Annotated in this window: 21 protein-coding genes; 15 read left to right on the top strand and 6 right to left on the bottom strand. The window is 65.2% G+C overall.

Annotation, left to right across the window (positions count from 1 at the left end; all coding sequences use genetic code 11):
* Position 1 precedes the first annotated feature (1 nt).
* From C7450_RS02635 to C7450_RS02595, 9 genes are all read left to right on the top strand, one after another.
* Entirely contained in the window at positions 2 to 880 is an 879-nt protein-coding gene (locus tag C7450_RS02635; protein ID WP_110372804.1) for an isocitrate lyase/PEP mutase family protein, read from the top strand.
* On the top strand, positions 877 to 2,610 hold the full coding sequence (locus C7450_RS02630; RefSeq protein WP_110372803.1) for a hydantoinase B/oxoprolinase family protein: 1,734 nt from the start codon (positions 877 to 879) through the stop codon (positions 2,608 to 2,610). Before C7450_RS02635 ends, C7450_RS02630 begins: the two co-directional genes overlap by 4 nt.
* Positions 2,607 to 4,697, top strand: a complete 2,091-nt coding sequence (locus tag C7450_RS02625; protein ID WP_110372802.1) for a hydantoinase/oxoprolinase family protein — start codon at positions 2,607 to 2,609, stop codon at positions 4,695 to 4,697. The genes C7450_RS02630 and C7450_RS02625 overlap by 4 nt, the downstream gene beginning before the upstream one ends.
* Positions 4,694 to 5,308, top strand: coding sequence for a cysteine hydrolase family protein (locus C7450_RS02620; RefSeq protein WP_110372801.1), 615 nt, complete (start codon positions 4,694 to 4,696; stop codon positions 5,306 to 5,308). Before C7450_RS02625 ends, C7450_RS02620 begins: the two co-directional genes overlap by 4 nt.
* A 78-nt stretch (positions 5,309 to 5,386) precedes the next feature.
* A complete protein-coding gene (locus tag C7450_RS02615) occupies positions 5,387 to 5,878 on the top strand; it encodes a tautomerase family protein (protein ID WP_110372800.1) in 492 nt (163 codons plus the stop codon).
* A 4-nt stretch (positions 5,879 to 5,882) separates the two neighbouring features.
* Positions 5,883 to 7,277, top strand: a complete 1,395-nt coding sequence (locus C7450_RS02610; RefSeq protein WP_110372799.1) for an FAD-dependent oxidoreductase — start codon at positions 5,883 to 5,885, stop codon at positions 7,275 to 7,277.
* 21 nt (positions 7,278 to 7,298) lie between these two features.
* The gene (locus tag C7450_RS02605; RefSeq protein ID WP_110372798.1) at positions 7,299 to 8,057 is read left to right on the top strand and encodes an aspartate/glutamate racemase family protein; all 759 of its coding nucleotides are present in this window, start codon (positions 7,299 to 7,301) and stop codon (positions 8,055 to 8,057) included.
* Positions 8,058 to 8,067: 10 nt separating this feature from the next.
* Positions 8,068 to 8,748 carry an aspartate/glutamate racemase family protein gene (locus tag C7450_RS02600; RefSeq protein WP_110372797.1) on the top strand — a complete coding sequence of 227 codons (681 nt, stop codon included), beginning with the start codon at positions 8,068 to 8,070 and terminating at the stop codon, positions 8,746 to 8,748.
* Between the two features lie 178 nt (positions 8,749 to 8,926).
* Entirely contained in the window at positions 8,927 to 9,322 is a 396-nt protein-coding gene (locus tag C7450_RS02595; protein WP_110372796.1) for a (R)-mandelonitrile lyase, read from the top strand.
* A gap of 85 nt (positions 9,323 to 9,407) precedes the next feature.
* On the opposite strand, the gene C7450_RS02590 is transcribed toward C7450_RS02595, so the two are convergent.
* Positions 9,408 to 10,388, bottom strand: coding sequence for a LacI family DNA-binding transcriptional regulator (locus tag C7450_RS02590; protein ID WP_110372795.1), 981 nt, complete (start codon positions 10,386 to 10,388; stop codon positions 9,408 to 9,410).
* Between the two features lie 227 nt (positions 10,389 to 10,615).
* On the opposite strand from C7450_RS02590, the gene C7450_RS02585 reads away from it, so the two are divergent.
* The 6 genes from C7450_RS02585 to C7450_RS02560 all read left to right on the top strand — a co-directional run bounded on the left by C7450_RS02585 (position 10,616) and on the right by C7450_RS02560 (position 18,713).
* A complete protein-coding gene (locus C7450_RS02585) occupies positions 10,616 to 11,896 on the top strand; it encodes an ABC transporter substrate-binding protein (protein ID WP_110372794.1) in 1,281 nt (426 codons plus the stop codon).
* Positions 11,897 to 12,004: 108 nt separating this feature from the next.
* On the top strand, positions 12,005 to 12,946 hold the full coding sequence (locus tag C7450_RS02580) for a carbohydrate ABC transporter permease (RefSeq protein ID WP_110373227.1): 942 nt from the start codon (positions 12,005 to 12,007) through the stop codon (positions 12,944 to 12,946).
* Between the two features lies 1 nt (position 12,947).
* Positions 12,948 to 14,042, top strand: a complete 1,095-nt coding sequence (locus tag C7450_RS02575) for a carbohydrate ABC transporter permease (protein ID WP_110372793.1) — start codon at positions 12,948 to 12,950, stop codon at positions 14,040 to 14,042.
* Between the two features lie 18 nt (positions 14,043 to 14,060).
* Positions 14,061 to 15,140 (top strand): ABC transporter ATP-binding protein, encoded by a 1,080-nt coding sequence (locus C7450_RS02570; RefSeq protein WP_110372792.1) that lies wholly within the window; start codon positions 14,061 to 14,063, stop codon positions 15,138 to 15,140.
* Between the two features lie 18 nt (positions 15,141 to 15,158).
* Entirely contained in the window at positions 15,159 to 17,477 is a 2,319-nt protein-coding gene (locus C7450_RS02565; protein WP_110372791.1) for a glycoside hydrolase family 31 protein, read from the top strand.
* A gap of 510 nt (positions 17,478 to 17,987) precedes the next feature.
* Complete coding sequence (locus C7450_RS02560) at positions 17,988 to 18,713, top strand: alpha/beta hydrolase (RefSeq protein ID WP_170147010.1); 726 nt, start codon at positions 17,988 to 17,990, stop codon at positions 18,711 to 18,713.
* A gap of 328 nt (positions 18,714 to 19,041) precedes the next feature.
* Here C7450_RS02560 and C7450_RS02555 read toward each other — a convergent pair whose 3' ends face one another.
* From C7450_RS02555 to C7450_RS02535, 5 genes are all read right to left on the bottom strand, one after another.
* The gene (locus C7450_RS02555) at positions 19,042 to 20,307 is read right to left on the bottom strand and encodes a TRAP transporter large permease (protein ID WP_110372789.1); all 1,266 of its coding nucleotides are present in this window, start codon (positions 20,305 to 20,307) and stop codon (positions 19,042 to 19,044) included.
* Positions 20,304 to 20,804 (bottom strand): TRAP transporter small permease, encoded by a 501-nt coding sequence (locus C7450_RS02550; protein WP_110372788.1) that lies wholly within the window; start codon positions 20,802 to 20,804, stop codon positions 20,304 to 20,306. The genes C7450_RS02555 and C7450_RS02550 overlap by 4 nt, the downstream gene beginning before the upstream one ends.
* A 64-nt stretch (positions 20,805 to 20,868) precedes the next feature.
* Positions 20,869 to 21,873, bottom strand: coding sequence for a TRAP transporter substrate-binding protein (locus C7450_RS02545; protein ID WP_170147009.1), 1,005 nt, complete (start codon positions 21,871 to 21,873; stop codon positions 20,869 to 20,871).
* 935 nt (positions 21,874 to 22,808) lie between these two features.
* A complete protein-coding gene (locus tag C7450_RS02540; RefSeq protein ID WP_170147008.1) occupies positions 22,809 to 24,305 on the bottom strand; it encodes an amidase in 1,497 nt (498 codons plus the stop codon).
* Positions 24,306 to 25,249: 944 nt separating this feature from the next.
* Entirely contained in the window at positions 25,250 to 26,809 is a 1,560-nt protein-coding gene (locus C7450_RS02535; protein ID WP_245449439.1) for a class I adenylate-forming enzyme family protein, read from the bottom strand.
* Between the last annotated feature and the right edge of the window lie 170 nt (positions 26,810 to 26,979).

Raw genomic sequence — 26,979 nt, 5'->3', positions numbered from 1 at the left:
GATGAGTCTGAAACAACGATTGACCAAGAGCGGCCCGGTGGTCGCCCCCGGGATCTATGATGCGCTCACCGCATCGATCGCCGCGGCGGCCGGTTTCGAGGCGCTTTATCTGTCCGGCGCGGCGATCGCCTATACGCGCCTGGGGCGCTCGGACATCGGGCTCGTCTCGATGAATGAGGTGGCCGACGTCATCACCCTCGTGCGGGATCGCGTGCCGACCCCGCTGATCGTCGACGCCGACAACGGCTACGGCAACGCCCTCAATGTGCAGCGCACCGTGCGCCTGTTCGAGCGGGCCGGCGCCACGGCCATCCAGCTCGAGGACCAGACGCTGCCGAAGCGCTGCGGTCATCTGCAGGACAAGAGCCTGGTCAGCGCCGGCGAGATGGCCGGCAAGGTCAAGGCCGCCGTCGATGCGCGCGACAGTGAAGACACGCTGATCGTCGCGCGCACGGACGCAGTGGCGGTCGAGGGGCTCGAGAGCGCGCTCGAACGCGCGCATCTCTATGCCGAGGCCGGCGCTGACGTGCTCTTCGTCGAGGCGCCGCGCTCCAAGGAGCAGCTCGTGGCCGTGACCGGCGCGCTCGGCGGCACGCTGCCACTGCTCGCCAATATGGTGGAAGGCGGCGACACACCGCTCGCCAGCGCCGACGAACTCGGCGCTCTCGGCTTCAAGATCGTGATCTTCCCCGGCGGCATCGTGCGCGCGCTCGCCCGCGCCGCGCAGGATTATTACGGCTCGCTGAAGGCCCATGGCACGAACGATCCGTTCAAGGAGCGGATGTTCGATTTCAACGCCCTCAACGCGTTGATCGGCACGCCGGAGCTGCTGGCGCTCGGCCGCACCTACGAGGACTTCAAGAAGGGACCCGGGGCATGACCAGTATCGATCCTGTCACCCTTGCCGTGCTCAAGGGGCGCCTGGAGCAGATCGCCGACGAGATGGACGCCACGCTGTATCGCTCGGCGTTCAACCCGATCATCGCCGAGGCGCGCGATGCCTGCCACGGGCTCTACCACGCGACCACCGGCGCGACGCTGGTGCAGGGCACCAACGGCCTGCCCATCTTCGTCGGCGCCATGGCCTTCGCGGTCAAGGCGGTGATCGACAAGGTGGCGCGCGAGGGCGGCCTTGAGGAGGGCGACACCTTCCTGTTCAATGACCCCTATGTGGGCGGCACCCATCTCAACGACTTCCGCCTCGTGCGGCCGATCTTCCGCAGCGGCGAGCTGTTCTGCTGGCTCGCCTCCGCCGGCCATTGGCTCGATATCGGCGGCAACGTGCCGGGCGGCTATAATCCCAAGGCGACCGAAAGCTTTCAGGAGGGCGTGCGCTTCCCGCCGGTCAAGCTGTTCTCCGCCGGCAAGCTGAACCAGGATATCGTCGATCTGCTCGCCGCGAATTCGCGCGTACCGACCTCGAACTGGGGCGATCTCAACGGCCAGCTCAACGCGCTCGATCTCGGCCAGCGCCGCTTCGAGTCGCTTCTCGACGAATACAGCCCGGCGACCGTATCGGCCGCCTTCGAGGCCTTCTCCGATCGCGCCGAAGCCCTGATGCGCAGCGCCATCCGCGCCCTGCCGGACGGCCGCTATTCCTTCGAGGACGTGCTCGACAACGACGGCATCACCGACGACATGCTGACCGTCGCGCTCGATCTCACCATCGCCGGCGAGACGATGACGCTTGATTTCTCGCGCTCGTCGCCGCCGGCGCAGGGGCCGATCAACATTTCCTACGCGACGACGGCGGCCGCCTGCTACGTGGCGCTGAAGCACATCTTCACGGATGTGCCGGCCAATGCCGGCTGCCTCAGGCCGATCGATTTCGTCATCCCGCCGACCACCTTGCTCGGCGCCACCGCCCCGAAGCCGATGGCCGGCTACACCGAGACCATCCTGCGCCTCATCGGCGTTGTGCTCGGCGCGCTGGCGAAGGCCGATCCGGAGCGCGCGACCGCCGCGCCCTTCGGCACCATCAACGCGCTCTCCTTCGCCGGCCATCGCGCCAATGGCGACCGCTGGGTGATGTTCTCCTTCTTCGGCGGCGGCATGGGCGGCAACCCGGAAACGGATGGCCTCAACCACGCCAACAACCCGATCTCGACGGCGACGATCCCGCCGCTCGAAATTCTCGAGGCGAGCTATCCCGTGATGTTCCGGCAATGGGCGCTTCGGCCGGATTCGGCCGGCCCCGGCACCCACCGCGGCGGTCTCGGCGCGATCTATGAGGTGGAGGCACTGTCTGATGCGGAGGTGTTCCTGCTTGGCGAGCGCGGCAAGGTGGCGCCCTTCGGCGTGCGCGGGGGTGGGCCGGCCGGGCTCAACCGCTTCACCTGGGAGGCTGAGGACGGCGAACATTCGCCGCCGCTCGTCTCCAAGGTCACCGGCGTGCCGGTGCCGACCGGGCGCGCCGTGAAGCTGCAGACGCCGGGCGGCGGCGGCTGGGGCAGTCCGCTGGCGCGTGCGGCCTCGCTCGTCGCGCGGGACGTGCGCCTCGGCTACATCAGCGCGGAAAGCGCGCGCCGGGATTATGGGGTCGCCGTGAGCGACGACGGAGAACTCGACGAGGCGGCGACGGCCAGCCTCCGCAAGGGAGCCGCGGCATGAACGCGCCTGTCAAGAACGCGCCAGTCAAGAACCGCGAAGGGCGCATCGTCGGCGTCGACGTCGGCGGAACCTTCACCGATCTGTTCTTCTATGACGAGCCGGCCAAGGCCTTCCGCACCGCCAAGGTGCCCTCCAACCGGGGTGACGAGGCGGTCGGCTTCCTCAACGGCCTGAAGGTCTTCGGCGCGATCGCCGATCTCACGTCGGTCGTGCACGGGACCACGGTCGGCACCAATGCGCTCCTGGAGCGCAAGGGCGCGCGCTGCGGCCTCATCACCACCAAGGGTTTCCGCGACGTGCTCGAGATGCGCCGCCGCGACCGGCGCCATACCTGGGGCCTGTGGGGCGATTTTGTGCCCGTGATCGACCGTGATCTGCGGCTTGAGGTCAACGAGCGGACGCTCGCCGACGGCACCATCCGCGAGGCGCTCGACGAGGATGCCGTGCGCGAGGCGGCGCTGGAGCTCGTCGCCGCGGGCTGCGAGGCGCTCGCCATCGTCTTCGTCAACGCCTATGCCAACCCCGAGAACGAGCAGAAGGCACTCGCCATCGCGTCCGAAGTCTGGCCGAACGGCAATGTCGCCTGTTCCAGCCAGATCCTGCCGGAAATCCGCGAGTTCGAGCGCACCTCGACGACGGCACTCAATGCCTATCTGCAGCCGGTGGTCGGCAGCTATCTCGCCAAGCTCGACGATGCCCTGCAATCCGAGGGCTTCGGCGGACGCTTCCATATCGTGCAGTCGAACGGCGGCGTCATGTCCACCGAGACGGCGCGCCGCCTGCCGGTGCGCACCGCGCTCTCCGGTCCCGCGGCCGGCGTCATCGCCGCGGCGGCGATTTCGGAGGCGGCCGGCTTCCCCAATGTCATCACCGGCGATCTCGGCGGCACGTCCTTCGACGTCTCGCTCGTGGTCGGCGGCAAGACGGCGCTCGCCGCGCAGACCACCATCGATTTCGGCCTCGTCATCCGCACGCCGATGATCGAGATCACGACGATCGGCGCCGGCGGCGGCTCCATCGCCCATGTCGATGCCGGCGGCATGCTGCAGGTCGGCCCGGAAAGCGCCGGCTCGCGGCCGGGTCCCGTCTGCTACGGGCAGGGCAACACCCGGCCGACCCTGACAGACGCCAATGTCGTGCTCGGGCGCATCAATTCCGACCGGCCGATCGGCGGCATGCTGAAGCGCCTCGACATCGAGGCCGCGCGCGCCGCCATCGATGAGCATGTGGCGAAGCCCCTCGGCCTCGATGTGATGGTGGCGGCCGAGGCGATCGTCCGTATCGCCGATGCCAAGATGGCCGGCGCCATTCGCCTCGTGTCCATCGAGCGCGGGCATGATCCGGCCAAGTTCGCCGCCGTGCCCTTCGGCGGCGGCGGGGCGCTGCATGTCGGCGCGCTGATCAAGGACGTCGGCCTCAAGGCCGCGCTCGTGCCGCGCTATCCCGGCGTGACCTCGGCGCTCGGCTGCGTCATCGCCGATATCCGGCATGACCAGGTGCAGACCGTGAACCTGAGCCTCGAGGGCATCGACGCCGCCGCGCTCGACAAGCGGATGGTCGCCGAGGCGGAAGAGGCGCGGGCTGTCGTCGAGGCGGCGGGCCTTGCGGTCGATCGCATCGACGTGCTGTTCGAGCTCGACATGCATTATGTCGGCCAGACGCACACCGTCTCGGTGCCGCTGCCGGTGACCATTGCGAACGGCACGACCGGCGTGACGGAGGCCGTCATCCGCACAGCCTTCGAGGAGGCCTACCGCAATTCCTTCAGCCGCCTCCTCAACGGCGTGCCGGCGCGCATCGTCAACCTGCGCACCGCCGCCATCGGCCGTCGTCCGCGCTTCGACCTCGCGGCGCTCCGGCCGAGCGGCGACGCGAGCCTCGACAAGGCGCATCTCGGCCACCGCAATGTGTGGTTCGACGGCGCCTGGCATGAGGCGGCGATCTACGCCCGCCTCGACCTGCCGGTCGGCACCGTGGTGCGCGGCCCCGCCATCCTCGAGCAGCCCGATGCGACGACGGTGGTCGATCCCGACCTCACGGCGCGCATCGACGATTATGGCAACGTCATCGTGGAGCGCGCATCATGAGTCACGCGGAGATCCCGCTGTCGAAGACGGCCCTGCTGACGGTCGACCTGCAGAACGACTTCATCCATCCGGATGGGGCCTATGGCCGGGCAGGCCAGGGCGCGCCTGAGATCGCGGCGCTGCCGGCGCGCATCAAGCCGCTGGCCGACCTCCTGCGCCAGAAGGGCGGGTGGTTCGTCTCCACGCAGTTCACGCTGGTGCCGGCCAAGGGCGGCGAGCCCCTGATCTCGCCGCATCTGAAGGAGCTGCGCCCCTTCCTCAAGAAGGGTGATTTCCTGCCCGGCGCCTGGGGCCACAGCCTCGTGGACGAACTGCAACCGGCCGATCTCACCGTCGAGAAGATCGCCTATTCCGCCTTCTACATGACCCGGATGGAGTGGGTGCTGCGCAAATGCGGCATCGAGAAGCTCATCATCGGCGGCATCGTCACCAATGGCGGCGTCGCCTCGACGGTGCGCGATTCGCATGTGCGCGACTTCGCGACGGTGGTGCTCTCGGATGGCTCGGCGGCCTTCAACACGGCAACCCACGAGACGGCGATCGCCGCTTTGAAGCCGGTGTGCCGCGTCGCGACCATCGCCGAGATGATCGACGAGATCGCGGCCGCCTGAGCGCCGCGGCTACTTCGTGAATACCAGCGCCGGCCGCGCCCGTGGCCGGCACCCCCAGGATCAATCGGGAGGCCATGGATGCCCGTCGTCGAAACAACCGTCATCGAAGGCTATGACGCCGCCACCAAGGCGCGGCTGCTGAAGGGCATGACGCGCGTCGTGCGCTCCGTGATGGCCGCGCCGCCGGACGGCGTCGTCACCATCCTGCGCGAGGTCTCGCCGAGCGCCTATGCCCGCGGCGGCGTCTCGCGCGTGCCCGGTCCGCCGCTGCCGCCGGCCACCGAGGTCGCGGCCCAACTCGCGGAATCGCTCGCCAAGGGCGATGCCGCCGCGGCTTCGACGCTGGTGACGGAGGATTTCGTCGCCGTCGATAGCGAGGGGCGTGGCACGGGCCTTGTGGATGCCCTGGCGGCTGCGCAGCAGGCGGGCAAGCGCTATGAGAGCTTCGTGGAAGCCCTGACGGACGACGGCAGCCTCGTCTTCGGCCATGGGACGCTCGCCAGCGGCAAGCGCTTCATCGACCGCTTCCGCCTGGCCGGGCCGGTGATCGCCGAACAGGTGAGCTGGTAAGGCCATGGCGCAGGTTCGCCCCGCCGGCGAGGCCACGGCGTCCACAACGGCTGATGTCGTCATCATCGGGGCCGGCGCGGCCGGGCTGTGCGCCGCCCTGGCGGCGCGCGATGCCGGCGCATCGGTTACCGTTCTGGAGCGCGACGCGGTGCCCTCCGGCAACACTGCGCTGACGCTCGGCATGCTGCCCGGTGCGGGCACGCGTTTCCAGCGCGAGAAGGGCATCGCGGACAGTCCCGAACTCTTTCTCGCCGACATCCTGAAGAAGGCCAAGGGCCGGACTGATGAGGCTCTGGCGCGCGCCGTCACGGCGGCCTCGGGCCCTGCCGTGGAATGGCTGGCCGACAGCCACGGCCTCGGCTTCGAGCTGCTCGACGATATCCTCTATCCCGGCCATTCTCGCCATCGCTACCACGTGCCGAAGAGCCGGACGGGTACCGAGATGGAGGAGGGGTTGCTGGCGGCGGCCCGCAAGGCCGGCGCCACCCTCATCACCTCCGCGACGGTCGAGACGCTCTATGCCGACGCTGACCGCCGCGTGACGGCGGTCGGCTACCGGGACGCCGACGGCGCAGAGCGCATCATCGGCTGCCGGGCGCTGGTTCTGGCGACGGGCGGCTACGGCGCCGATCCCGCCGTCGTCGCCCGGCACATCCCCGAGATGGCCGACGCCGTCTATTGCGGCCATGACGGCAGCCGCGGCGAGGCGCTCGACTGGGGCGATGCCCTGGGCGCCGCGCAGGCCGATCTCGGCAGTTATCAGGGCCACTGCGTCGCCAACGGCCCGAAACTGCCGCTGACATGGGCACTCGTGATCCGCGGCGGCTTCCAGGTCAACCGCGACGGCGAGCGCTTCTCGAACGAGATGAGCGGCTATTCCGAACAGGCCTCCGCCGTGCTGGCCCAGCCCGAGGGGACGGCCTGGACGATCTACGACCGGCGCTGCGAGGAGCCGGCGCTCACCTTCCAGGACTATCACCGCGTCTTGGAGAAAGACGCCGTCGTGACGGCCGAGACTGTTGGTGAACTGGCCGACGCCATCGGCGTGCCGCGCGCGGCCCTCGAAGCGCGTTTCGCGGAGGTTTCCTCCTATGCGGCGGGTGAGGCATCGGACCCCTTCGGCCGCGACTTCACGGACAATCCGCCGCTTAAGGCGCCCTATCTCGCGGCGAAAGTGCGTGGCGCGCTCTTCCACACGCAGGGCGGGCTCGCGGTCGACACGGAGGCGCGCGTGCTCGGCCGCGATGGCGTGCGCCTGCCCAATCTCTTTGCCGCCGGCGGTGCCGCCCGTGGCCTCTCGGGCCCCTCGTCCTGGGGCTATCTCGGCGGCAACGGCCTTCTGACCGCCGTCGTGCTCGGCCGCTTCGCGGGCGCGGGCGCGGCGCGGCTCTCGTCATAATTGCAGGGAGATCAGTCCACCATGGCCAGGGTACTGGTGATCGTGCCGTTTCCGATGGATGCGGACAATCTCGAGAAGCGCAAGGCGCAGCTCGGCGCCGTGAAGCTCGGCCCGGATATCGCATTCGACTTCAAGCCGGTGCGCATCGCGCCCGTCAACTACGTCAGCCAGCAGGATTCCGTGCTCGCCGATGTCGGCATGCTCGAAGCGGGCCTTCAGGCGGAGGCCGACGGCTATGATGCGGTCTGCATCGACACCGTCAGCGATTCCGGCATGGCGCCACTGCGCTCCGTGCTCAACATCCCGGTGATCGGGGCGGGCCGCCATGCCATGCTCACCGCGCTCATGCTGGGCGACCGCTTCTCTATCCTTGCCATGTGGGACCGCTGGCGCCATCTCTATGCCAAGACGCTGGCCGAGCTCGGCCTTGGCGCCAAATGCGCCTCGGTGCGCTCCGCCGGCCTGCAGCCCAACAACCAGAGCCTGCTCGCCGGCAAGGAGGACGAGTTCTTCCCGGCACTCCACGAGGCGGCGATGCGTTGCATCGAGGAGGACGGCGCCGATGTCATCATCCTCGGTTCCACCACGATGCACGAGGCCCATGCCTATCTCGCCGCGCGCCTGCCGGTGCCGATTATCAATCCGGGGCCGCTGACCTACCGCCTGGCGGAAACCGCGATCCGGCTGAAGCTCAGCCACAGTCGCGTCACCTTCCCGTCGCCGGCCGCGCCCGCGACCGCGCGCCTCGCCGCCATGGGCGACGCCGCGGCGCGTGTCTGAGGAGAGAGCGATGTCCCGCATCCTGATGATTGTCGCCGCCGATCGCGCCGCTCCCCTCAGCGGCGAGGCCGAGGTCGAGCTCCGTGTCGCGCCGGGCATCCCGGCCGCGCCGATCAGCGCCCATGACTGGACCCTCGCCGATCTCGCCGTGCTCGCCGCCGGACAGAACGCGGAGGCGGAAGGCTTCAGCGCCGTCTGCGTCGGTGAGTTTGGCGATTTCGGCGCCAATGCGCTGCGTTCCGTGCTCGACATTCCCGTGGTCGCGGCGGGTCGCAGCGCGATGCTCTATGCGCTGACCCTCGGCGCGCAGTTCGGCATCATCGCGCCGCCGGCGGGTTATACCCGCGCCAAGAAGCTCGTGCAGGAATACGGCCTCACCGCTCAATGCACCGGCGTGCGCGCCTATGCGGAAACGGCAACCGAGGGCGCCATCCTGACCGCCGCCAAAGTCGCGATCGAGGAGGACGGCGCCGAGGTGCTCGTGCTTGGGGAGCCTGTGTCCCCGGACATGGCGGCGCGGCTCGCGGCGGCGCTGCCTGTGCCGGTGGTGGAGCCTGCCTCGCTCGCCGTGATGCTGGCGGAGAGCTTCCTCGGCCTCGGCCTTGGGCAGAGCCGCCGCACCTATCCCGTGCCGCAGGCGCGCAAGCCGGAGCTGATCGCCAAGCTCATCGCCGCGGGAGAGGGGGCGTGATCGGGCTGAACGGCCAGCTCCAGCCCGTCATGACCGAGCAGTCGGATGAGGCGAGGGCGCTCGAGCGCGTTATCGCCGGGTTGGAAACCGTGGAGCGCATCGAGACGATGTGAAACCGTCTGTTGCGAGCGGGCGGTCATGCCAGTTTCGATGGTGCAGGACAGCGAGGAGACGTGACATGGACATCGCGCGGAACGGATCGCGACCCTCGGGACGGGGGCCGGCGGAATATTTCACGGGAGCGGTTCGTATTGATCCCCTTCTCGACGCGCCGGAGCCGGCGCGTGTCGCAGGCGCCCTCGTCACCTTCGAGCCTGGTGCGCGGACGGCCTGGCATACGCATCCGCTCGGACAGACGCTGATCGTCGTGTCCGGCTGTGGCTGGGCGCAGCGCGAGGGCGGCCCGATCGAGGAGATCCGGCCGGGTGATGTGGTCTGGTTTCCGCCGGGCGAAAAGCACTGGCACGGCGCCACGCCGACGACGGCCATGAGCCACATCGCCATCCAGGAAAAGCGCAACGGCACGGCTGTGGACTGGATGGAGCATGTGACCGACGCGCAATACCGGAAGTAGCGCCCGAAATTTTCGCGCGCCGCGCCGCGGGTCAACGGAGAGCGAGTCGCTGGCGGCCATTCCGTGAGGCGCTGCGGGCGGCCCGTCAGAAGCGATAGGGAAGCAGGCGGTCCATGCTTGCCGAGCCGGTCCAGATGGCATTGAGGCTGGCGAGGACTTCCTGCCCATAGGCGATATAAGGGATCTCTACTGAGACCAGCCAGGGCGCGACCCATTTGTTGAGCGGGCTCCCGTCGATGCTGACGAGCGAGCAGTCGCCGGGCACGTCGAGCCCGCGCTCCAGCGCGCGCCGGCGCACGCCATAAGCGATCTGGTCGCTCACGCACAGGATCGCGTCCGGCTTGTCGCCGGCCGAGAAGATCTTTTCCGCCGCTTCGTAGCCCACCTGCAGGTGCGACAGGCCCGATCCCTCGCCCTGGATGACCGAGGCGGCCGGCCGTCCGCGTTCGGCCAGCCGCGCAAGGAAGCCTAAGACGCGGTCCCGGGTCGCCGATGAGCCCTGTTGCGGAAAGGCAACCGCCGGGGCACGCCGGCCCTCGTCGATGAAGCGGTCCGCGACTGCGGCCCCTGCAGCGCGATCGTCGATCCCGACGAAGGGGCCGCGCCCGGCGGGCGCCCGGCGCGTCACGAAGACCATGGGCGCCCCCTCTGCCGAGAGGTCCGCCAGGCCCTTGCTGGGCACGGACGCGACCATGACGAAGCCGCGGACGAGCTGCGCGCGCAACGCGCTCAGATAATCGTCCTGGAGATCGGCGCGGTCATGCGTATCGCAGAGCATCATGACATAGCCCGCGCTCCGCAGCGCCGCCTCGGTCGAGGAGGCGATGGTGGCCATGGCCGGATTATCGAGATTGGCGACCAACATGCCGACGACCTGGCTCTGGCGCCGTCTGAGGGCACGCCCGACCGGGTTCGGCCGATAGCCGACGGCCTCGATGGCATCGCGGACGCGGGCGATCGTCGCGGCGGATGCGCGTCGTGTTTCGCCGTTGACGATCCGCGAGACCGTGGAAATCGACACGCCGGCTCTGGCTGCGACCGTCGTCAGTGAAACGTCTTCCGGCATTATCCCGCTCGAATGTCTATGAATCTCTTGTTTCATCGACGCCAGCGCTTGTCGAGTGCGCAAAGGAGCCATTGACAGCTTTGGCAAACGTTTGCCAAATGAGAAAGAGAGGCCAAGGAATGGCCCGAAGCAGTTTTCCACATCCGGATCTGCCCACGGCAGCCGGCGCGGGAGTGCTTCGCAAAGCGGCTCGCCGCCGAACGGGCGATAGGGAGGAACGAACGACCATGCGCTTATTCAAACCCCTCATGTTGGCATTGCTCTCCGCCGCTGCGATCTGGGGACCTGCCCGGGCCGAGACTGCGACCATCCGGATGACCTGGTATTCCGATGGCAACGAAGGCGAGGTGATGGCGGATCTGCTCAAGCGTTTCGAAGAGCAGAACAAGGACGTCAAGGTCGTTCTCGACCAGGTGCCGTTCAAGGCGATCAATGAGAATCTGCCCGTGCAGGTGGCCTCCGGGCAGGGGCCGGATATCGCGCGCGTCGTCGATATCGGCGGTCTGTCGCGCTATTATCTCGACATGCGACCGCATCTGAAGGATGCAGCCTATTGGGAGCAGAATTTCGGCCCGTTCCTGGAGTGGATGCGTCCTGCCGGCGATACGCAGTCTATACCCGGCTTCATGACGCAGCTCACGGTGACCGGCCCCTTCGTCAACAAGACCCTGTTCGATCAGGCCAAGGTGCCCATGCCCGGCGCCAAGGCCACCTGGGAGGATTGGGCCAAGGCGACGAAGGAGGTGGCCGCCAAGGTGCAGGTGCCGTTCCCCATCGCGCTCGACCGCTCCGGCCACCGCTTCTATTCGCTGGCGATGTCGCAGGGCACCAAGGTGTTCGGCGCAAACGGCGAGCCCGAGGTGGTGGACGAGGGCTTCAAGCGCGCCGCTCAGCTCGTCTATGATTGGCACGCCTCCGGCGTGATGTCGAAGGAGCTGTGGGGCTCGGTCTCCGGCACCGCCTATCGCGGCGCCAACGACGAGTTCAAGAACGCCCAGGTCGTGCTGTACCTGTCCGGGTCCTGGCAGACGAGCCAGTTCGACAAGACGGTCGGTAACGCCTTCGACTGGATCGTGGTGCCGAACCCTTGCGGCCCCGGCGGCTGCAGCAGCATGCCGGGTGGCGCAGCACTGGTCGCCTTCAAATCGACGCAGCATCCCAAGGAAGTCGCCCGGCTGATGGACTATCTGGCGAGCGAGCCTGTCCTGTCCGAGTTCTATTCACGCACGCTGTTCGTTCCCGGCCATCTGGGGCTGGCGAAGAAGGGCGTCGCCTATCCCTCCGCAAGCCCGCAGGCTGCTGCCGCATTGAAGACCTTTACGGCAAGTGCCAGCGAGATCTCGCCGCTCGCTTACCGCACGCAGGGCTATACCAATAGCCGCATCATCTTCAATGCGGTGATCAGCCGGCTCGGCCAGGCGATCGCCGGGGAGACGACGCTCGACGAAGCCTACAAGCGCATCACGTCCGATGTCGCGCAGCAGATCGCAGAACGCGCGAAGAAGTAACGCGGCGTGGCAGTGGAGACGTCAGTGCCCTCCGGGGAGAGGATAGGTCTGCGCGGCCGGGTCGGGGCCGCGCTCGGCGCGGTCGCCGGCGCGCTCGCCGCGCTCCCCATGCGTCTTCTCGACGGACCGATGCAGGCGTGTCAGCGCCTCATCGGCGCAGGACGTATGCCCTACGTCTTCCTCGTCCCGAATTTCGTTGTCTTCGGCCTGTTCGTCTTCCTGCCGATCGCCATCAATATCGTCTTCTCGGTGACCGGCGGGCCGGCGCTGTTTCCCTCCGAGCGTCCCTATGTCGGGGCCGGGCAATATGCCTATCTCTTCGATTGCGGCTCCTATCTCGACCCCAATTCCTGCCGCGAGGACCATTTCTGGCGTGGTGTTGCCAATACGGCGAAGTTCGTCCTGTTCCAGGTCTCGGCGATGGTGCTGTTCTCCCTGGTCACGGCCCTCGTGCTCAACATGAAGATCAGGGGGCGCGGTTTCTTCCGCGCGGTGTATTTCTTCCCCGTCTTGCTGTCGCCCGTCGTCGTTGCGCTGATCTGGAAATGGATCCTGCAGCGCGACGGGCTCCTCAATGCAGCCATCACGACGCTGGGCGGCCAGAAGGTCCTGTTCTTCATCGACCCGAGCTGGGCGATGTTCTGGGCGGTCTTCGTCTCGGTTTGGGCCCATATGGGCTTCTACACCCTGATCCTTCTCGCCGGCCTCCAGGCGATCCCGGCGGATCTCTACGAGGCGGCGGAAATGGACGCGACGCCGCGCTGGCGCGTCTTCCGCCGCATTACGCTGCCGCTTCTGTGGCCCAACATGATCGTCGTGATCGTGCTCGCGCTCATCAAGGGCGTGCAGACCTTCGACGAGGTCTTCGTCCTCACCGGCGGCGGGCCGGGCACGGCAACCTTGATGGTGGTGCAATACATCTATGAGACGGCCTTCGCCAACCAGGTCCAGAACTTCGGCCTTGCCGCGGCGGCCTCGGTCGTGCTCGGGCTCGTCCTGTTCCTGCTGACCCTCGCACAGCTCGCCCTCGCGCGCCGGAAGGAGAGCTGAGATGGCCTCCCTATCTCTCGGCAGGCTCTCCCTCGCAAGGCTCTCCCTCGCCAGGCTCGCGGGCCAGCGCCGTGGCGGTCGCGGCGCTCCGCTCCACTGGACGGATATCGCGGCCTACGCCTATCTCGCGCTGGGCGTCCTCCTGATGTTCGGCCCGGTGGCGTGGCTCGTCCTGTCGTCCTTCAAGACGCAAAGCGCGCTTCTTGAATTTCCGCCGTCCTTCCTGCCCTTCGCGCAGCAGGAGGTCAGCGTGCCCGGCCAGCCGCAGCCGCTGCCTTTGTTCCGCGTCACCTTGCCGGACGGGTCCGTGCGGGAGCTCGCGCAGGTGCGGCGCATCGGGATCATGGCGCAGATGGTGGATCCGAAGGATCCCGCGCTTGAGTTCAGCATCCCGATCGACAAGCGCGAGCCCGTGCGCAAGGTCGCCTTCGCGGTCGAGAACTATACCGAGCCGCTCGCGCAATTTGCCTTCCTGCGCTTCCTCGGCAATTCGGTCTTCGTCACGGTGGTGGCGACGCTCATCACGCTCCTCATCAACTCGATGGCCGCCTATGCGCTCGCCATCTACGAGTTCAAGGGCAAGGGTGCGGCGATGCTGGCGGTGATCGGCACGCTGATGATCCCGATCACCATCATCCTCGTTCCGGTCTATCTCGTGGTCACGGAGCTCGGGCTGGTCAATTCGCTCTGGGCGGTCATCCTCCCGGGCGCGGCCACGCCAACCGGCGTTTTCCTGCTGCGCCAATACATGCTGACCCTGCCGCGGGATCTGATCGAGGCGGGGCGCATGGACAAGGCCTCCGAATGGCAGATCTACTGGCGTATCGTCATGCCATTGACGCTGCCGGCCTTGTCGGTGCTCGCGATCTTCTCCGTCATGTGGCGCTGGAACGAGTTCCTCTGGCCGCTGGCCGTCTTGACCAAGACGGAGGTCTATACGCTCCAGATCGGCCTCAACGCTTTCCAGGGCGAGCTGCAGACCCAGTGGCACTATCTCCTCGCGATGACCGTGGTGACGCTCATTCCCGTCACCCTCGTCTTTGTCTTCCTCCAGCGCCTCATCACGACGGGCATCGGCTCGACGGGGATGAAGTGATGAACCAGGGCGTGTTTCATGGCTGAACTCAGGCTCGTCGGCGCGCGCAAGTCCTTCGGTCCGGTGGATGTGCTGCACGGCATCGATCTCGCGGTGCAGGACGGCGAATTCGTCGTGTTCGTCGGCCCGTCCGGTTGCGGCAAGTCGACGCTGCTGCGCGTCATCGCCGGCCTGGAGACCGTGACCGAAGGGGAGGTCTATATCGACGGCCAGCGCGTGACGGATCGCCCTGCATCCGAGCGTGACCTCGCGATGGTGTTCCAGTCCTACGCGCTCTATCCGCATATGAGCGTCCGGAAGAACATGGCCTTCGCGCTCGAGAACATGGGTTTGAAGTCCGCCGAGATCGATGCGCGGGTCACCCGCGCCGCGACCATGCTGCGCCTCACGGACTATCTGGAGCGCCGGCCCAAGGCGTTGTCGGGTGGGCAGCGCCAGCGCGTCGCCATCGGCCGCGCCATCGTGCGCGATCCCAAGATCTTTCTGTTCGACGAGCCCCTGTCGAACCTCGATGCCGAGCTGCGCGTCGCCACCCGCAAGGAGCTCGCGGCGCTCCATGCCGAGATCGGCGGCACGATGATCTATGTGACCCACGACCAGGTCGAGGCGATGACCCTCGCCGACCGGATCGTCGTGCTGCGGGCCGGACGCATCGAGCAGGTGGGCTCCCCGTTGGAGCTCTACAACAGCCCCTGCAATACCTTCGTGGCGGGTTTCATCGGCTCGCCGCGCATGAATCTTTTGCCGGCTACGGTGACCGGCGATGACGGGACGCTGCGCCTCAATCTCGCCGGCCGCGCCATCGCGGTTGAGCGTCCGGCAGCGGGCCTTGCGCCGGGAAAGCCCGTCACCCTGGGAATCCGTCCCGAGCATATCGTGATGGCGAAGGCCGATGCGGATCTCACCCTGACGGTTGATCTCGTCGAACATCTCGGCGGGGAGACCTTCGTCTATGCATCCGCGCCCGGCCTGCCGCAGATCACCCTGCGCCAGGACGGCCAGGCGCGTCTCGCGCGCGGTGAGGTGATCGGGATCCGCTTCGACCCCCCGCATCTTCATTTCTTCGACGAGGCGGGCGCAACGCTCGCCCGGCCGTGACCGATCCGGAGACCGATCATGAAAGCCCTGACGCACGGCCGCTATCGCGGCCTGGATGGCAATGCTGCCGTATTCGAGGTGGGGGCCGTCGCCACGCCGCTCGCGACGATCCGCGTGGCGATCCTCGAACCCGATATCGGCCGCGTGACATTGAAGCGCACGGAGGGCTATCGCCTCGATCGCGGCTGGGCCATCGCGCCAAACGGCCAGGAACCGCCGTTCGCAGGCCGCGCCAGGGATGATCTGTCGGGCTTTGCCAATCCCGCCGTTACCGTGAGGGAGGGGGACGGCACCGTCGTCGTCGCTGCGGCGGGCCTCTCCGCCACGGTGACGCTCAATCCCTTCGGGATCGTCTGGCGGCGCGCGGGCGAGGCCGAGCCTTTCCTGAGAGATCGCCCGACCCAGGCCTATTTCCTCTCGCGGAAGACCGGCGCCCTTGCCCATAGCATGGCGCGACATGCCGATGAGCGCCACTACGGATTGGGCGACAAGGCGGGCCCCCTCGATCGCACTGGGCGGCGTTTTGCCATCGATGCGGTCGACCCCTGCGGCTTCGATGCGGAATTGTCAGATCCGCTCTACAAGATGCTGCCGTTCTTCATCGTCGATGGGCCGGCAGGCGCGCACGGCTTATACTATGATAATCTTGCCGTGGGTGAGGTCGATTTCGGATGTACGATCGACAACTACCATGGCCTCTTCCGCTCCTACAAGGCCGACGACGGCGATCTCGACTATTACGTCCTCGCCGGCCCGACCGTGCCCGACGTCACGCGGCGCTTCTCCTGGCTGACCGGGGGGCAGGCCTTCGCCCCGCGCTGGTCGCTCGGTTTTGCCATGACCAGCATGGCCATCGCCGACGCGCCCGATGCCGACGCGCGTATCTCGGCCTTCGTCGCGGACTGCAAGGCCCATGGCATCCGCTGCGACAGCTTCCACTTCGGCTCGGGCTATACGTCAATCGGGCCGCGCCGCTATGTCTTCAACTGGAACAACGACAAGTTCCCCGATCCCGCCGCCACCATGGCCCGGTTGAAGGCGGCCGGCATGCAGCCGGTGACGAATATCAAGCCGTGCCTCCTCGACGACCATCCCCGCATAGCCGCGGCAAAGCGTGATGGCATTCTCGTCATGGACGGGAGCTCGGGCGAGCCGGCCGTCGCCCAGTTCTGGGACGGGCTCGGCTTTCACGTCGACTTCACCAATCCCAGGGGGCGCGACTGGTGGGCGAACGGGATCCGCACTCAGCTTCTCGACTATGGGGTCGTCTCGATTTGGAGCGACAACAACGAATTCGAGATCTGGGACGAAGATGCCGAATGCGCCGGTGACGGGCGCCCCTTCGCGCAGAGCCTGGCGCGCCCTGCACAGGCGCTCCTTATGCACAAGCTCGCCTATGAGGTGCAGGCGGCGCATGCGCCCGGCAAACGCCCCTATGTCATCACGCGCGCCGGCGGCGCCGGCATTGCCCGCTATGGCCAGACCTGGACGGGCGACAACGAGACCGCATGGAAGACGCTGCGCTTCAACCTGACGCAAGGGCTCGCCATGAGCCTGTCGGGTCTGTTCAACATCGGCCATGATGTCGGAGGATTTCATGGGCCTGTGCCCGGACCGGAACTCTTCTGTCGCTTCGTCGAATTCTGCGCGCTGTGGCCGCGTATGGTGATGAATTCGTGGAAGGACAACGGCACCGTCAACACACCGTGGATGCATCCCGAAGTCTTGCCGCAGGTGCGCGCGGCCATCACGCTGCGCCATAGTCTCATTCCCTATATGTATACGCAGATGTGGCGCGCGTCCCGCGATGACATGCCGGCGGTCCGGCCGTTGTTCTGGGATTTTCCGGAGGATGACACCGCGCGCCTCGTTGAGGATGCATTCATGCTTGGGTCGGACCTTCTCGTCGCGCCCGTGCTGGAGGAGGGCGCGGCGACACGCGACGTCTATCTCCCCGCCCATCCCGGCGGCTGGTATGACTGGCACGACCATTCGCATTGGGAGGGCGGCCGCGTGGTGACGGTGCCGGCGCCGCTCGGGCGGCTGCCGCTTTTTGCGCGCGCGGGTGCGATCATCCCTGTCGCGGAAGGGGCGGAGACGACGGCGGTGATCTTCGGGACCTCGGCGGATACCGCGTCAGGCGTCATCTATGCTGACGACGGGGAGACGGTTGACTGGCGGCAGGCCGGCAATGTCATCACCCTCAGCCTCCGGCCGGAAGATGGAAGCCCTACATTGACAGCGAGCGCTTCGACAGCGCTCCCGCGGATCAGTGTAAGGGCCGTCGGCCTCCAGAGCGTGCGGCTTGCAACGGCAGGGCTCGTCCTGAAGTCTTGAAGGTTCGCGAGGGACCCGCCGCGACATCCTCTCTGCGGATATTCCTTTGCTGCCAGTCGACGCAGCTTAAGCAGGGCCAGCACTTGCTGGCAGCCATGGTGGTCGGGCTATCGCACAGATGACTTGCGCTGCACTATCAATGGAGCATGCCCAAATTCGTCTTTATGCACGAATTGCATTGAGCGGCCGTTGTCCGCCAGCAGCGCCGCGGAACCTGTGATACCCGGTCTCCTTCCGCACGCATTTGCGGGAGCAGGTCATGAATGCGGCGCCGCGTCGCCGCGCCGACCTTCCTCAGGAATGCGCGAATACGCCGGCTCCGTCACCATGCTGGGGTTGGAACGTGGAGGTCAATCGGCATTGAGGCGCCCCACCAAGGACTTGCGCAGGGGCGTTATTCTGATATATGAATTAGTTTGCGTTTGCGCACGGGAGGCGGGCATTAATAGAAGACGGCTTCTCGAGACTGTCGCGGTCGGTGTGATCGCCGCCGCATCATCAGGGGTTGCTATGGCACGGGAGGTCAGCCCGGAAGCCACCTTCGTACTCGTCCATGGCGCCTGGCATGGCGGATGGTGCTGGAGCCGTGTGCGGCCGTTGCTGGAAGCATCAGGCGCCCGAGTGACGACACCCACCCTGACCGGCCTTGGCGAACGTCGGCACCTTATTCGCCGTGAAATCAATCTCAAGACGCATGTCGCCGATATCGTGCAGCACATTGAGAATGAGCAACTGACGAACGTCGTCTTGGTCGGCCACAGTTATGGTGGCTTCCCGGTGACGCTGGCCGCCACGCAACTCCCCGGGAGAGTTTCGCAACTTGTGCTGCTGGATGCCTTCTTCCCGCACGAAGGCGAGACGATCTTGCTCCATGCTGGGCCAGAGATCGCCAACGACTACAACGCCAAGGCAGCCGCCACTCTTGACTGGAACATTCCGGTGCTTCCGGCCTCCGTCTTCGGCCTCGTCGGCGAAGACGCAGCATGGGTTGACAGCCGTCTCACGCCCCATCCCATTGCAACCTATACGCAGGCGGCAGCTTATGGCGGCGGGGGATTGCCAGCAAACCGCAGCTTTGTGCTATGCAAGCAAAGCTCGGTCGGCGCAGTCCTCGCAACCTCCCTAGATCACGTCAGGGCGGACCCGGACTTCAATCTCGTGGAGATCGAGGCGGGCCACGACGTCATGGTGGACAATCCGCAATTGCTTGCTGACACTTTATTGGCGTTGCTTTGATACCTCCCCGCAGGGCGGGCGGCGCTCCGGTGCAAGCGCCGTAAGCCATCGGCAAGTTGCGAGCGTTTTCAAGCGAAGTCGGCACCGGTTCGCGTGAAGACAATGTGCGGGAACAGAGATTGAGAGCATTACCGGTGAACCGGAGTTCACTGGTAGTGCAATGAAGAGCAAATCCGGCTTAGATGGAATCGTTTGATACCATCTAAGCCGGTTAATTGGCTCGTCAATTTTCAAGGGGAGCAAGTCCGCAAAAGACGGACTTGCTCTAGGCTGGCCCGGTCTGCAATCGGGCAGCCGCCTTGGCACCTTGCGGAATCGGCCCTGCCCGTTATCCGCGGCCGAGGAACACCAGGGACAGTTGCGGCACCATGATGGTGATCAGCAATACGACCAGCATGATGACGATAAAGGGCAATACGGACTTGCACACCTCGGCGAAGGACGCCTTGAACACCACGGTCGCGACGATGAGGTTGATTGCGACCGGGGGGACGACGTAGCCGAGCTGCAGGTTAACGATGACGATCATGGCGAAGTGCACCGGGTCATAGCCGTAGGCCGCGCCCAGTGGTGCCATCAGGGGAGCAAAAATAACGATGGCCGAACCTTCGTCCATCAGCGCTCCGGCCAGCACCAGCAATGAATTGACCACCAGCATGAGCTGCCATTGGGAATGGATGGCTTGGCTGGACCACGCCACGACGGCCTGTGGGACGCCCTGATAGTCCAGGATGGTATTGAGGCTGCCGGCCACCGCCAACAGTGGTAAAATACTACCTATTAGCGAAATGGATTCGGTGGCGATGCCACGGATATAGTGTGGCTTTAGGTCGCGATGAATGAGCAACTCGATGATAAGCGCATAGCCCAGTGAGATTGCGGAGGCCTCGGTGACGGTAAAATGGCCCGAATAGATGCCGCCGAGCAGGATGACGGGCATCATGATCGACCAGATGCCGTCGCGCAGCGCTTGAAGGAGCTCCTTGCCGCTGAACGGCGTCGTCGGTGTCCGGCTGTTGAGCAAGAGGGTATAGGCGCAAAGAGCCGCCACCATGGTGAGGCCCGGGCCCCAGCCCGCCTTGAACATATCCGTGATCGAGACTTCGGTGGAGACGCCGTAAAGCACCATCAGTATCGAGGGCGGGATGATGACCCCCAGCGTGCCTCCCGAGCACATCAGCCCCAGAGAATAGGACCGGCTGTAGCCGGCGGAAATGAGCGCCGGGAACATCAGCGTGCCCACCGCCATCATAGTCACCACCGACGCACCGGAAATGGCCGAGAACAAGGCCATCGTGAGCACCGCAGCGATGCCCAGCCCGCCCGGGACGGGACCGGTGATCGCCTTCATCACGCGCACGAGCCTTGCGGCGATGGACCCGCGGGACATGATCACGCCGGCGAAGATGAACATGGGCAGGCTGAGGAGGACTTCCCGGTCCACGGTGAACCAAAAGTCCTGGAGCAGGAATTCGAATGAACTGTCGGCGTACCAGACGTGGATGAGCCCCACCACGAGGGCGAGCGTTATGGCGACATTCACCCTGAGGATGGTAAGGGCCACAAAGATTGCGACAAGAACGAACACGTTCATGCTGCCACCGCCGGTTCTTCAGGGCGCAATTGCGGCCAGATGGCGAAGACCACATAGCGGCTCGTTGCAGACAGGAACATCCAAGGAAGGACCATCTGGAACGGCCAGACCGGCATGCCCAGCGACAGGGCCATTTCGTTCTGCGTGATGGTGCCGGCGACGAACCGTATGGCCCAGTAGGCCAGCAGCGCACAGATCAGCGCAGAAGCGATATCGCCGAGCCGCGTAACAATCGGTCGCAAGCTGATGGGCACGATGCCGTCCAAAGCGCTGATACGGACGTGGCTGTTGCTGGCGACACAAAGACCGAAGCCCAGGAGTCCCGAGATGGCCATGGCATAGACCGCGCCGCGCAGGGCGCCGAACAGACCATGATTGAAAAACTCACGACCGACGACATCGGCAAGAAGGAGGCCGGCGATGATGAACAGAGCAATCGACGCGATGAGACTCTCAAGCACCCACAGGATTTGCAAATATTGACGTGCCACGTTCATGCGGCCCCCCACTGACTTGAGGTGGAAGCAATAGGTTTCTTCCGCCCTGCCGCCGTAAGACCAACTACCGCGCCGCGAATTCCGCACGCGCCTTCTGGATGAAGTTGTAGTACGCGACCGCTGCTTCGCCCGCTTTCGCGACGAAAGCGGCCTGTCCGGCGCTCACGGCATCAAACCACAGCGCCTTCTGCTCCTTGCTGAGGTCCCAAATCTTGCCCCCCGTGGACTTGAAGGTCTCTGCGAGGGGTGTTTCGGCTTGGGCGAATTCCTCATTGAGCTGATGCAGTGTGGGCAGATTATCGCGAATATTCTGTTGGGCAGCTGTATTCAGACTGTTCCAGGCCTTGCTGTTTACCACCACCGCACTGAAGTTGTAAGCGTGCCGGGTCAATACATAGTTCGGGGCCAACACCGCCGCCGGTGAACTGACATAGAAGGTGAAGGGCATATCCGCCCCCTCAACCACGCCGAGTTCCAGAGCACTGAACACTTCACCTATCGGCAACTGCACCGGATTGGCCCCTACGGCCGACCAGAAGAACTGCGAAGCCGGTGCCGGGGATGCGCGGATCTTACGGTTGATTACGTTCGCCGGGGTGAGGAAGGGCTCTTTGCCGACCACATTCGTCCAGCCGCCTGCTGCGTAACCGACCAAGGTCAGTCCCTTCTCGGCCAGCAATTCGGCCAGGCGCGGACCGGCCTTTTCGGCGATCACCCATTCAGCTTCTGCTTCCGATGCCCAGAGATACGGGGTGAGCAAGACGCCGGCTTCGGGCGTGACCGCCGCCAGCGCGATCATGGAGATCACTCCCCCTTTGAGCCGTCCGCGAGCAATCTGTTGAAGGGCCTCTCCCTCGCCGCCGACATACTGGAAGGTCGAGATCACCGCGCCATTGCTTTTGGCGCCGATAATAGCGGCTATGCGCTCATGATGTTCGCGCAGTATGCCGGTCGCGGGAGCCGCCGAAGCAATCCGCCAGTTGTCTTGTGCAAAGGCCGCGTTTTCATACGTATTCGCAAATAAAAATACGGCGATACCCAGAGTAAATAGTGCCTTTCGTCTAGTCACGTCAGGTCTCCAATATGAGATGACTTTTTTCGTGTCTGGAAGTGCCTTGAACACATGATCGTGGATGACATGACGCCAGGGGCCATCAGTGCTCAGTCGGACTTTCGGCGTGCCCAGCGCCTGCTGGACACAATGGCACGATCTGGCTTTGCTTTACCCCTCAATCAGTTCTTATTTTAGAACTCATGCACTTATGTGAACAAACGACAGATAGCGGGCCAAGTCAAGCCCTTGAAGCAAGGGATGGCGCGCAGATCGGGAGCGAAGTAAGTATCGGAAAAATATGAGAAATGATCACAGTCGCGGACGCGATCAGCCGACTTGGCTCCACATCAATTCGCGGATGTCATCTTTCGCCTCATATGTGAACAGGCTCGGATCCTGTGTCCGTCGATGCCCCGGCGTGCCGTATCATCTGCCGTCAGGGTCATTGAACCGCTGGCATCTTCGGGGAGTTGAGGCGACGGCTGGACGCACATCCATCATGGACGCACGCGACGTCCGCACGATCCGAGAGCAAGTCCGTCTGTCGCGGACTTGGCGGCGCTCCAAATTGACGAGCAAATTCACCGGCTTGGATGGTATAAGACGATTCCATCTAAGCCGGATTTGCTCTAGTGAAGCGAATTTGACATGTGAGTACCGCCTGACATCAGGCTGCAGAACAAATGTCAAATTCAAAAGCTCCACTATAACTATTAACTTGCTGGTGGATCCCGTTGCTCGGACATTGGCTGCGAGGCCGTATCAGGCGGATGCAAACGGCGGAGTCCAACTACGAGAGCATTGTCGAGCGAGGTGGACACCGGTTCGCATGAAGACACTGCTTGGAAACGAAGATTGCGAGCATTGCCGGTGAAACGGAGTTCGCCGGCAATGCACGAGCGACCGATCGACCCGCCGGTCGGCCTCTTGTCAGAAGCCTTTGCGCCGCATCACGCAAACGTCGGGAAGCGCCCGTCGGCGAAGAGCGGCGGGCGCAGCTGAGACCAGTTGGACGCGAACTGGAACGTATCGAGATCGGCGAAAGTCTGGCCAATGGCCTGCATGCCCGAAGGCATCCGATCCTCAACCACACCGAGCGGAACGTCCATGACCGGGTAGCGGTTGAGGAGGTTCCACGGCCATGTCAGCGCATATCCGAACCCGGTGCCCGCCCACACGTCCACCTTGTCTTCCTTGCTCTTGAACATGTCGGCCTTGACCAGCGGCGTCGCGATGGTGGGCATGAGCAGGAGGCGATAGCCCTTGCCGAAGACGCGCTGCTGGACCTGCCGGTGGAGCTGTTCCAGCAGGGTCTCCGCTGCCTCGGCCTGCGCCGGCCCGACGGGTCCGACGAGGTCGATCACCTCCGCCATGTAAGGCGAGAGCAGATCCCGATGGGCGTTCGAGGTCTCCAGCAACGTGCCGATCGACGTCGCGAAAAGCCCGCGCATGTAGACGAACTTCTGGTCCTTCGAGAAACCGCAATCCACCTCGTCCACGACGCATCCCGCGGCGCGCAGCGCGTCGATGCCCTTGAGCATGGCCTCCTTCACCGATGGTATGACGGTGGCAATGCCGGCGCCCCAATCTACCGCGATCCGCCACCCCGACAGGTCCGCATAGCGGGCGGGATAGTCGAGGCGAGGCCGGATCGCCGCCATCACTTTGTCGGACGGGCCGACGATAGCGTTCTGGAGATGGACGAGATCGTCGCAGCGGCGCGCCATGGGGCCAGAGGTCGAATAGGGGATCTCCCCGCTTGCGACTCGGCCGAACGTCGGCCTGAAGCCGTAGAGGCCGTTTTGCGAGGCGGGGAGGCGGATCGAGCCACCCATGTCCGAGCCGAGCGCAAGCGTGGCGAAGCCGGCGGCCAGCGCCGCTCCCGATCCCGCCGACGATCCGCCCGGAGAATAGTCGAGGTTCCACGGATTATGGGTGGTGCCCCAGGCGCGGGTGGAGGCACCGATGAAGAGGTAGAATTCCGGCACTGTCGTCTGGATGGGCATGACGGCGCCGGCCGCCTCGAGCAAATCGATGATGGCGGCGCTTTCCGTCGCGCGGGGCGAGTCCTTGTAGATGAGCGAGCCTTGCGTGATCCGCCAGCCCGGCCGGGCGAATTCGTCCTTGATGGCGACCGTGATCCCTTCGAGCGGTCTCGCCTCGCCGCGCCGGTAGCGCGCCTCGGACTCCCGCGCGTCTTTGCGCGCCTCGTCGAAGTGCGCGTCGGTGATACAATTGACTTTTGCGTTAAGAGCTTCGATCCGCTTGATCTGCGCCTCCAGGAGATCGACCGGCGAAGCCTTCTTGGCCTTGAACATGCCGATGAGCGTGTCGACCGAGGCATAGCTGAACGGATCATCGGCCTTGGCCATGGCGGCCGGAGAATCGAGCGCCGAGGCTACAACCGCCGCTCCGACACCCTTGACGAGACTTCTTCTGTCGATCATGTGCGCCTCCGCGCTGTGGGGGGATCGGTGCGAGGCCCCTGAATTCGCGGCACGCATCGGTCGCCGAAGCAACACAAGGTGGCGACGCACGCGCGCCCATCACAGTCCACTGCGTTCATTGCCATTATTTGCCTCGTTGATGGAGGCCTGCGGTCTGCACAGAATACCTACATCGTGGAATTCGCGTTTGATCTCGCTCAAATGCTGAGAGAGTGCGAGGCATCTTCTGGTTGTTGACTATGTATTGAGTCCCGAAACGTGGTGCCTGTCGTAATCTCCGTCGGCGGGGATGCTTTATCGGGCAGGTTTTACAAGGGAAGCGAAACGCCGCGACCGCGCGCGCCCTTCGAGCGGAGCGACAGCGAGCGCATCCGGTCCGCCGTCAGGCAAGTCACGCCATGCTGGGACCACGGATTGCGGTCCTTCTGGCGAAGTCCGGTTCACCGCAATGCTCTCGATCTTCGTTTCCAAGCCGTGTCTTGACGCGAACCGGTGTCCACTTCGCTCGACAAGGCTCTCGTGGTTCGTCGACATTTGCATCCGCCTGATACGGGCCTCGGAGCCAATGTCGGAGCAACGAGAACCATTGGCAAGTTATTGGTTTTAGTGGAGCTTCTGAGTTTGACATGTGATCTGGAGCCTCATGTCAGGCGAGACTCACATGTCAAATTCGCTCCACTAGGGTCAGGACCCATTAATATGATGGAAATGGCGCCTGAAACGGCAAAGAGATGCCAGGAGAGACGCGAAGGTCGATGGGGTTCCATCGGCCGAGTGGCTCGACGCCGCAGGTCGCAGCCGTTTCGGCGTCCTTCGGATGTGGTCCATTTGGCCGGCAACTGCGTCGCGGAGGGCTCGAAAGCCGAAAGGCTTCCTTCACCTCCGCTTCTTGTATCCGGCCAAATGGCCTCACACCATTTCAACCAGATTAATGGGTCCTGACCCTAGTCCAATGCACCGGCGCGCGAGGAGCGCGACGGGCTGGCGCGTTCCTCTAGCGCCGGATAGGCACCTTGCGTCAGCCGGAAGCGCGACAGGATCTCACTGCGGATCGTGCTGCGCATGATCTTGCCGATGCCGTTGCGCGGCAATTCGTCGAGGGCGATGAGGAGGCGCGGGCGCTTGTAGGGCGTCATCGCCTGGAGAGCCGGCTCCAGCCGCGCCTCCCAGCCGGGCGCGGGCGATTCGACCGCCGCCAGGACGATCTCCCCCCAGTAGTCGGATGGAATGCCGACCACGGCGATCTCCGACGGCTGCAGCGCCGGCGCGAGTTCCCGCTCCACTTCGTCCGGGGAGATCTTGTAGCCGCCGGATTTGATGACGTCGGCGAGCCGCCCGGTCAGATGCAGCCTGCCATCGCCATCGAGGTGACCGAAATCCCCGGTGTCGTGATAGCCGTCCGCGCGGATCGGGCGGAAGCCCTCCGTCGTGACGTAGCCGGTCATCAGATGCTGCGCGCGGATCATCACCTCGCCGGTTTCGCCGGGCGGGAGGGGGTGACCATTCTCGTCATGGATCGCGATCTCGACGCCGGGCGCCGGCCAGCCGACGCAGGCATCGCCATTGCCCTGCGCATACCAGGCCTCGGTCTCGGCGGCCTCGAGCACGGTGATCGGATTGAAGACCTCGCTCTTGCCGTAGGTGACGCGCACGACCGGCCCGAAGATCGCTTTGGCACGACGGTAAAGCGTCGGCTTCAGCACGGCCGTGCCGCAGAAGATGGTATGCAGAGCGGTGATGACCAGGCCGTCGGCAGCATCGACGATCTTTGCCAGGACGGTCGGCGGCGCAAACATCGCGTCGCATGTCCCGCTTTCGAGCAGTGGCAGGACGAGAGTGGGATCAACACCGTCAATGAGCGCAACGGAGGCCCCCGCGGAGAGATAGGCGAAGGTCATCAGGGATGTGCCGTGCGAGAACGGCGTCATCAGCAGCACGCGGCTATCCCGGTTGGGCGCATGCGGCAGGGCGGCGCGCAGCATCAGGTTGGCGATCCAGCGCCCCTGCTGCGCGTGCACCGCCCCCTTCGGCTTGCCTGTCGTGCCGGACGTGAAAACGATTCGCGCCGGGGCGTCTGGCGCCACGCTGGGGAAATCTTCCGGCCGCAAGGGCCGCCCGTCGATGGAATCGACCGCGATGACGCGCCCCAGCCCGGCCTCGCAGCCCGCCGCAAGCGCCTCGCTCGTCAGCACGAGGCGCACCTGCGCGACAGTGTGGCAATGGAGGCGGTCGGCCGCGCCCAGCGCCGGGTTGATCGGCACCTCGACCGCGCCGCTCATCATGACCGCGAGCATCGCGGCGGCGGCGTCGGCGGTGTTGCGGAACAGGGTTGCAACCGCATCGCCCGGGGCTATCCCGGCGGCCATGAGCGTATGGGCGATGCCCGATGCCTTGGCCATGAGGGCGGAATAGGTGACCGTGTCTGTCGCGTCGGCGATGGCGACGCGGTCGCCGTAGCGCTGCCCCAGGACGGCGATTTCTGCGGCCCAGCTGATCGGTCTCAAGAGTGTCCTCCCATCAGTCACTTTTTGATGAAACGTTTCATTGACAGTGCCCGCATACCAGCATAACTTTTGGCTCAACGCCACCAGGCAAAGGCGATCCGGGAGAGATGCTGACGATTGAGGGCGCAGAACTTCGGTTCTGCCAATGCGGGAATGCGGTCGCTCCTGAC

The sequence above is a fragment of the Chelatococcus asaccharovorans genome (assembly GCF_003201475.1).
GTDB lineage: Bacteria > Pseudomonadota > Alphaproteobacteria > Rhizobiales > Beijerinckiaceae > Chelatococcus > Chelatococcus asaccharovorans.
Note: the sequence above shows the minus strand (reverse complement) of the source record. Positions and strands in the feature narration are given on the sequence as shown.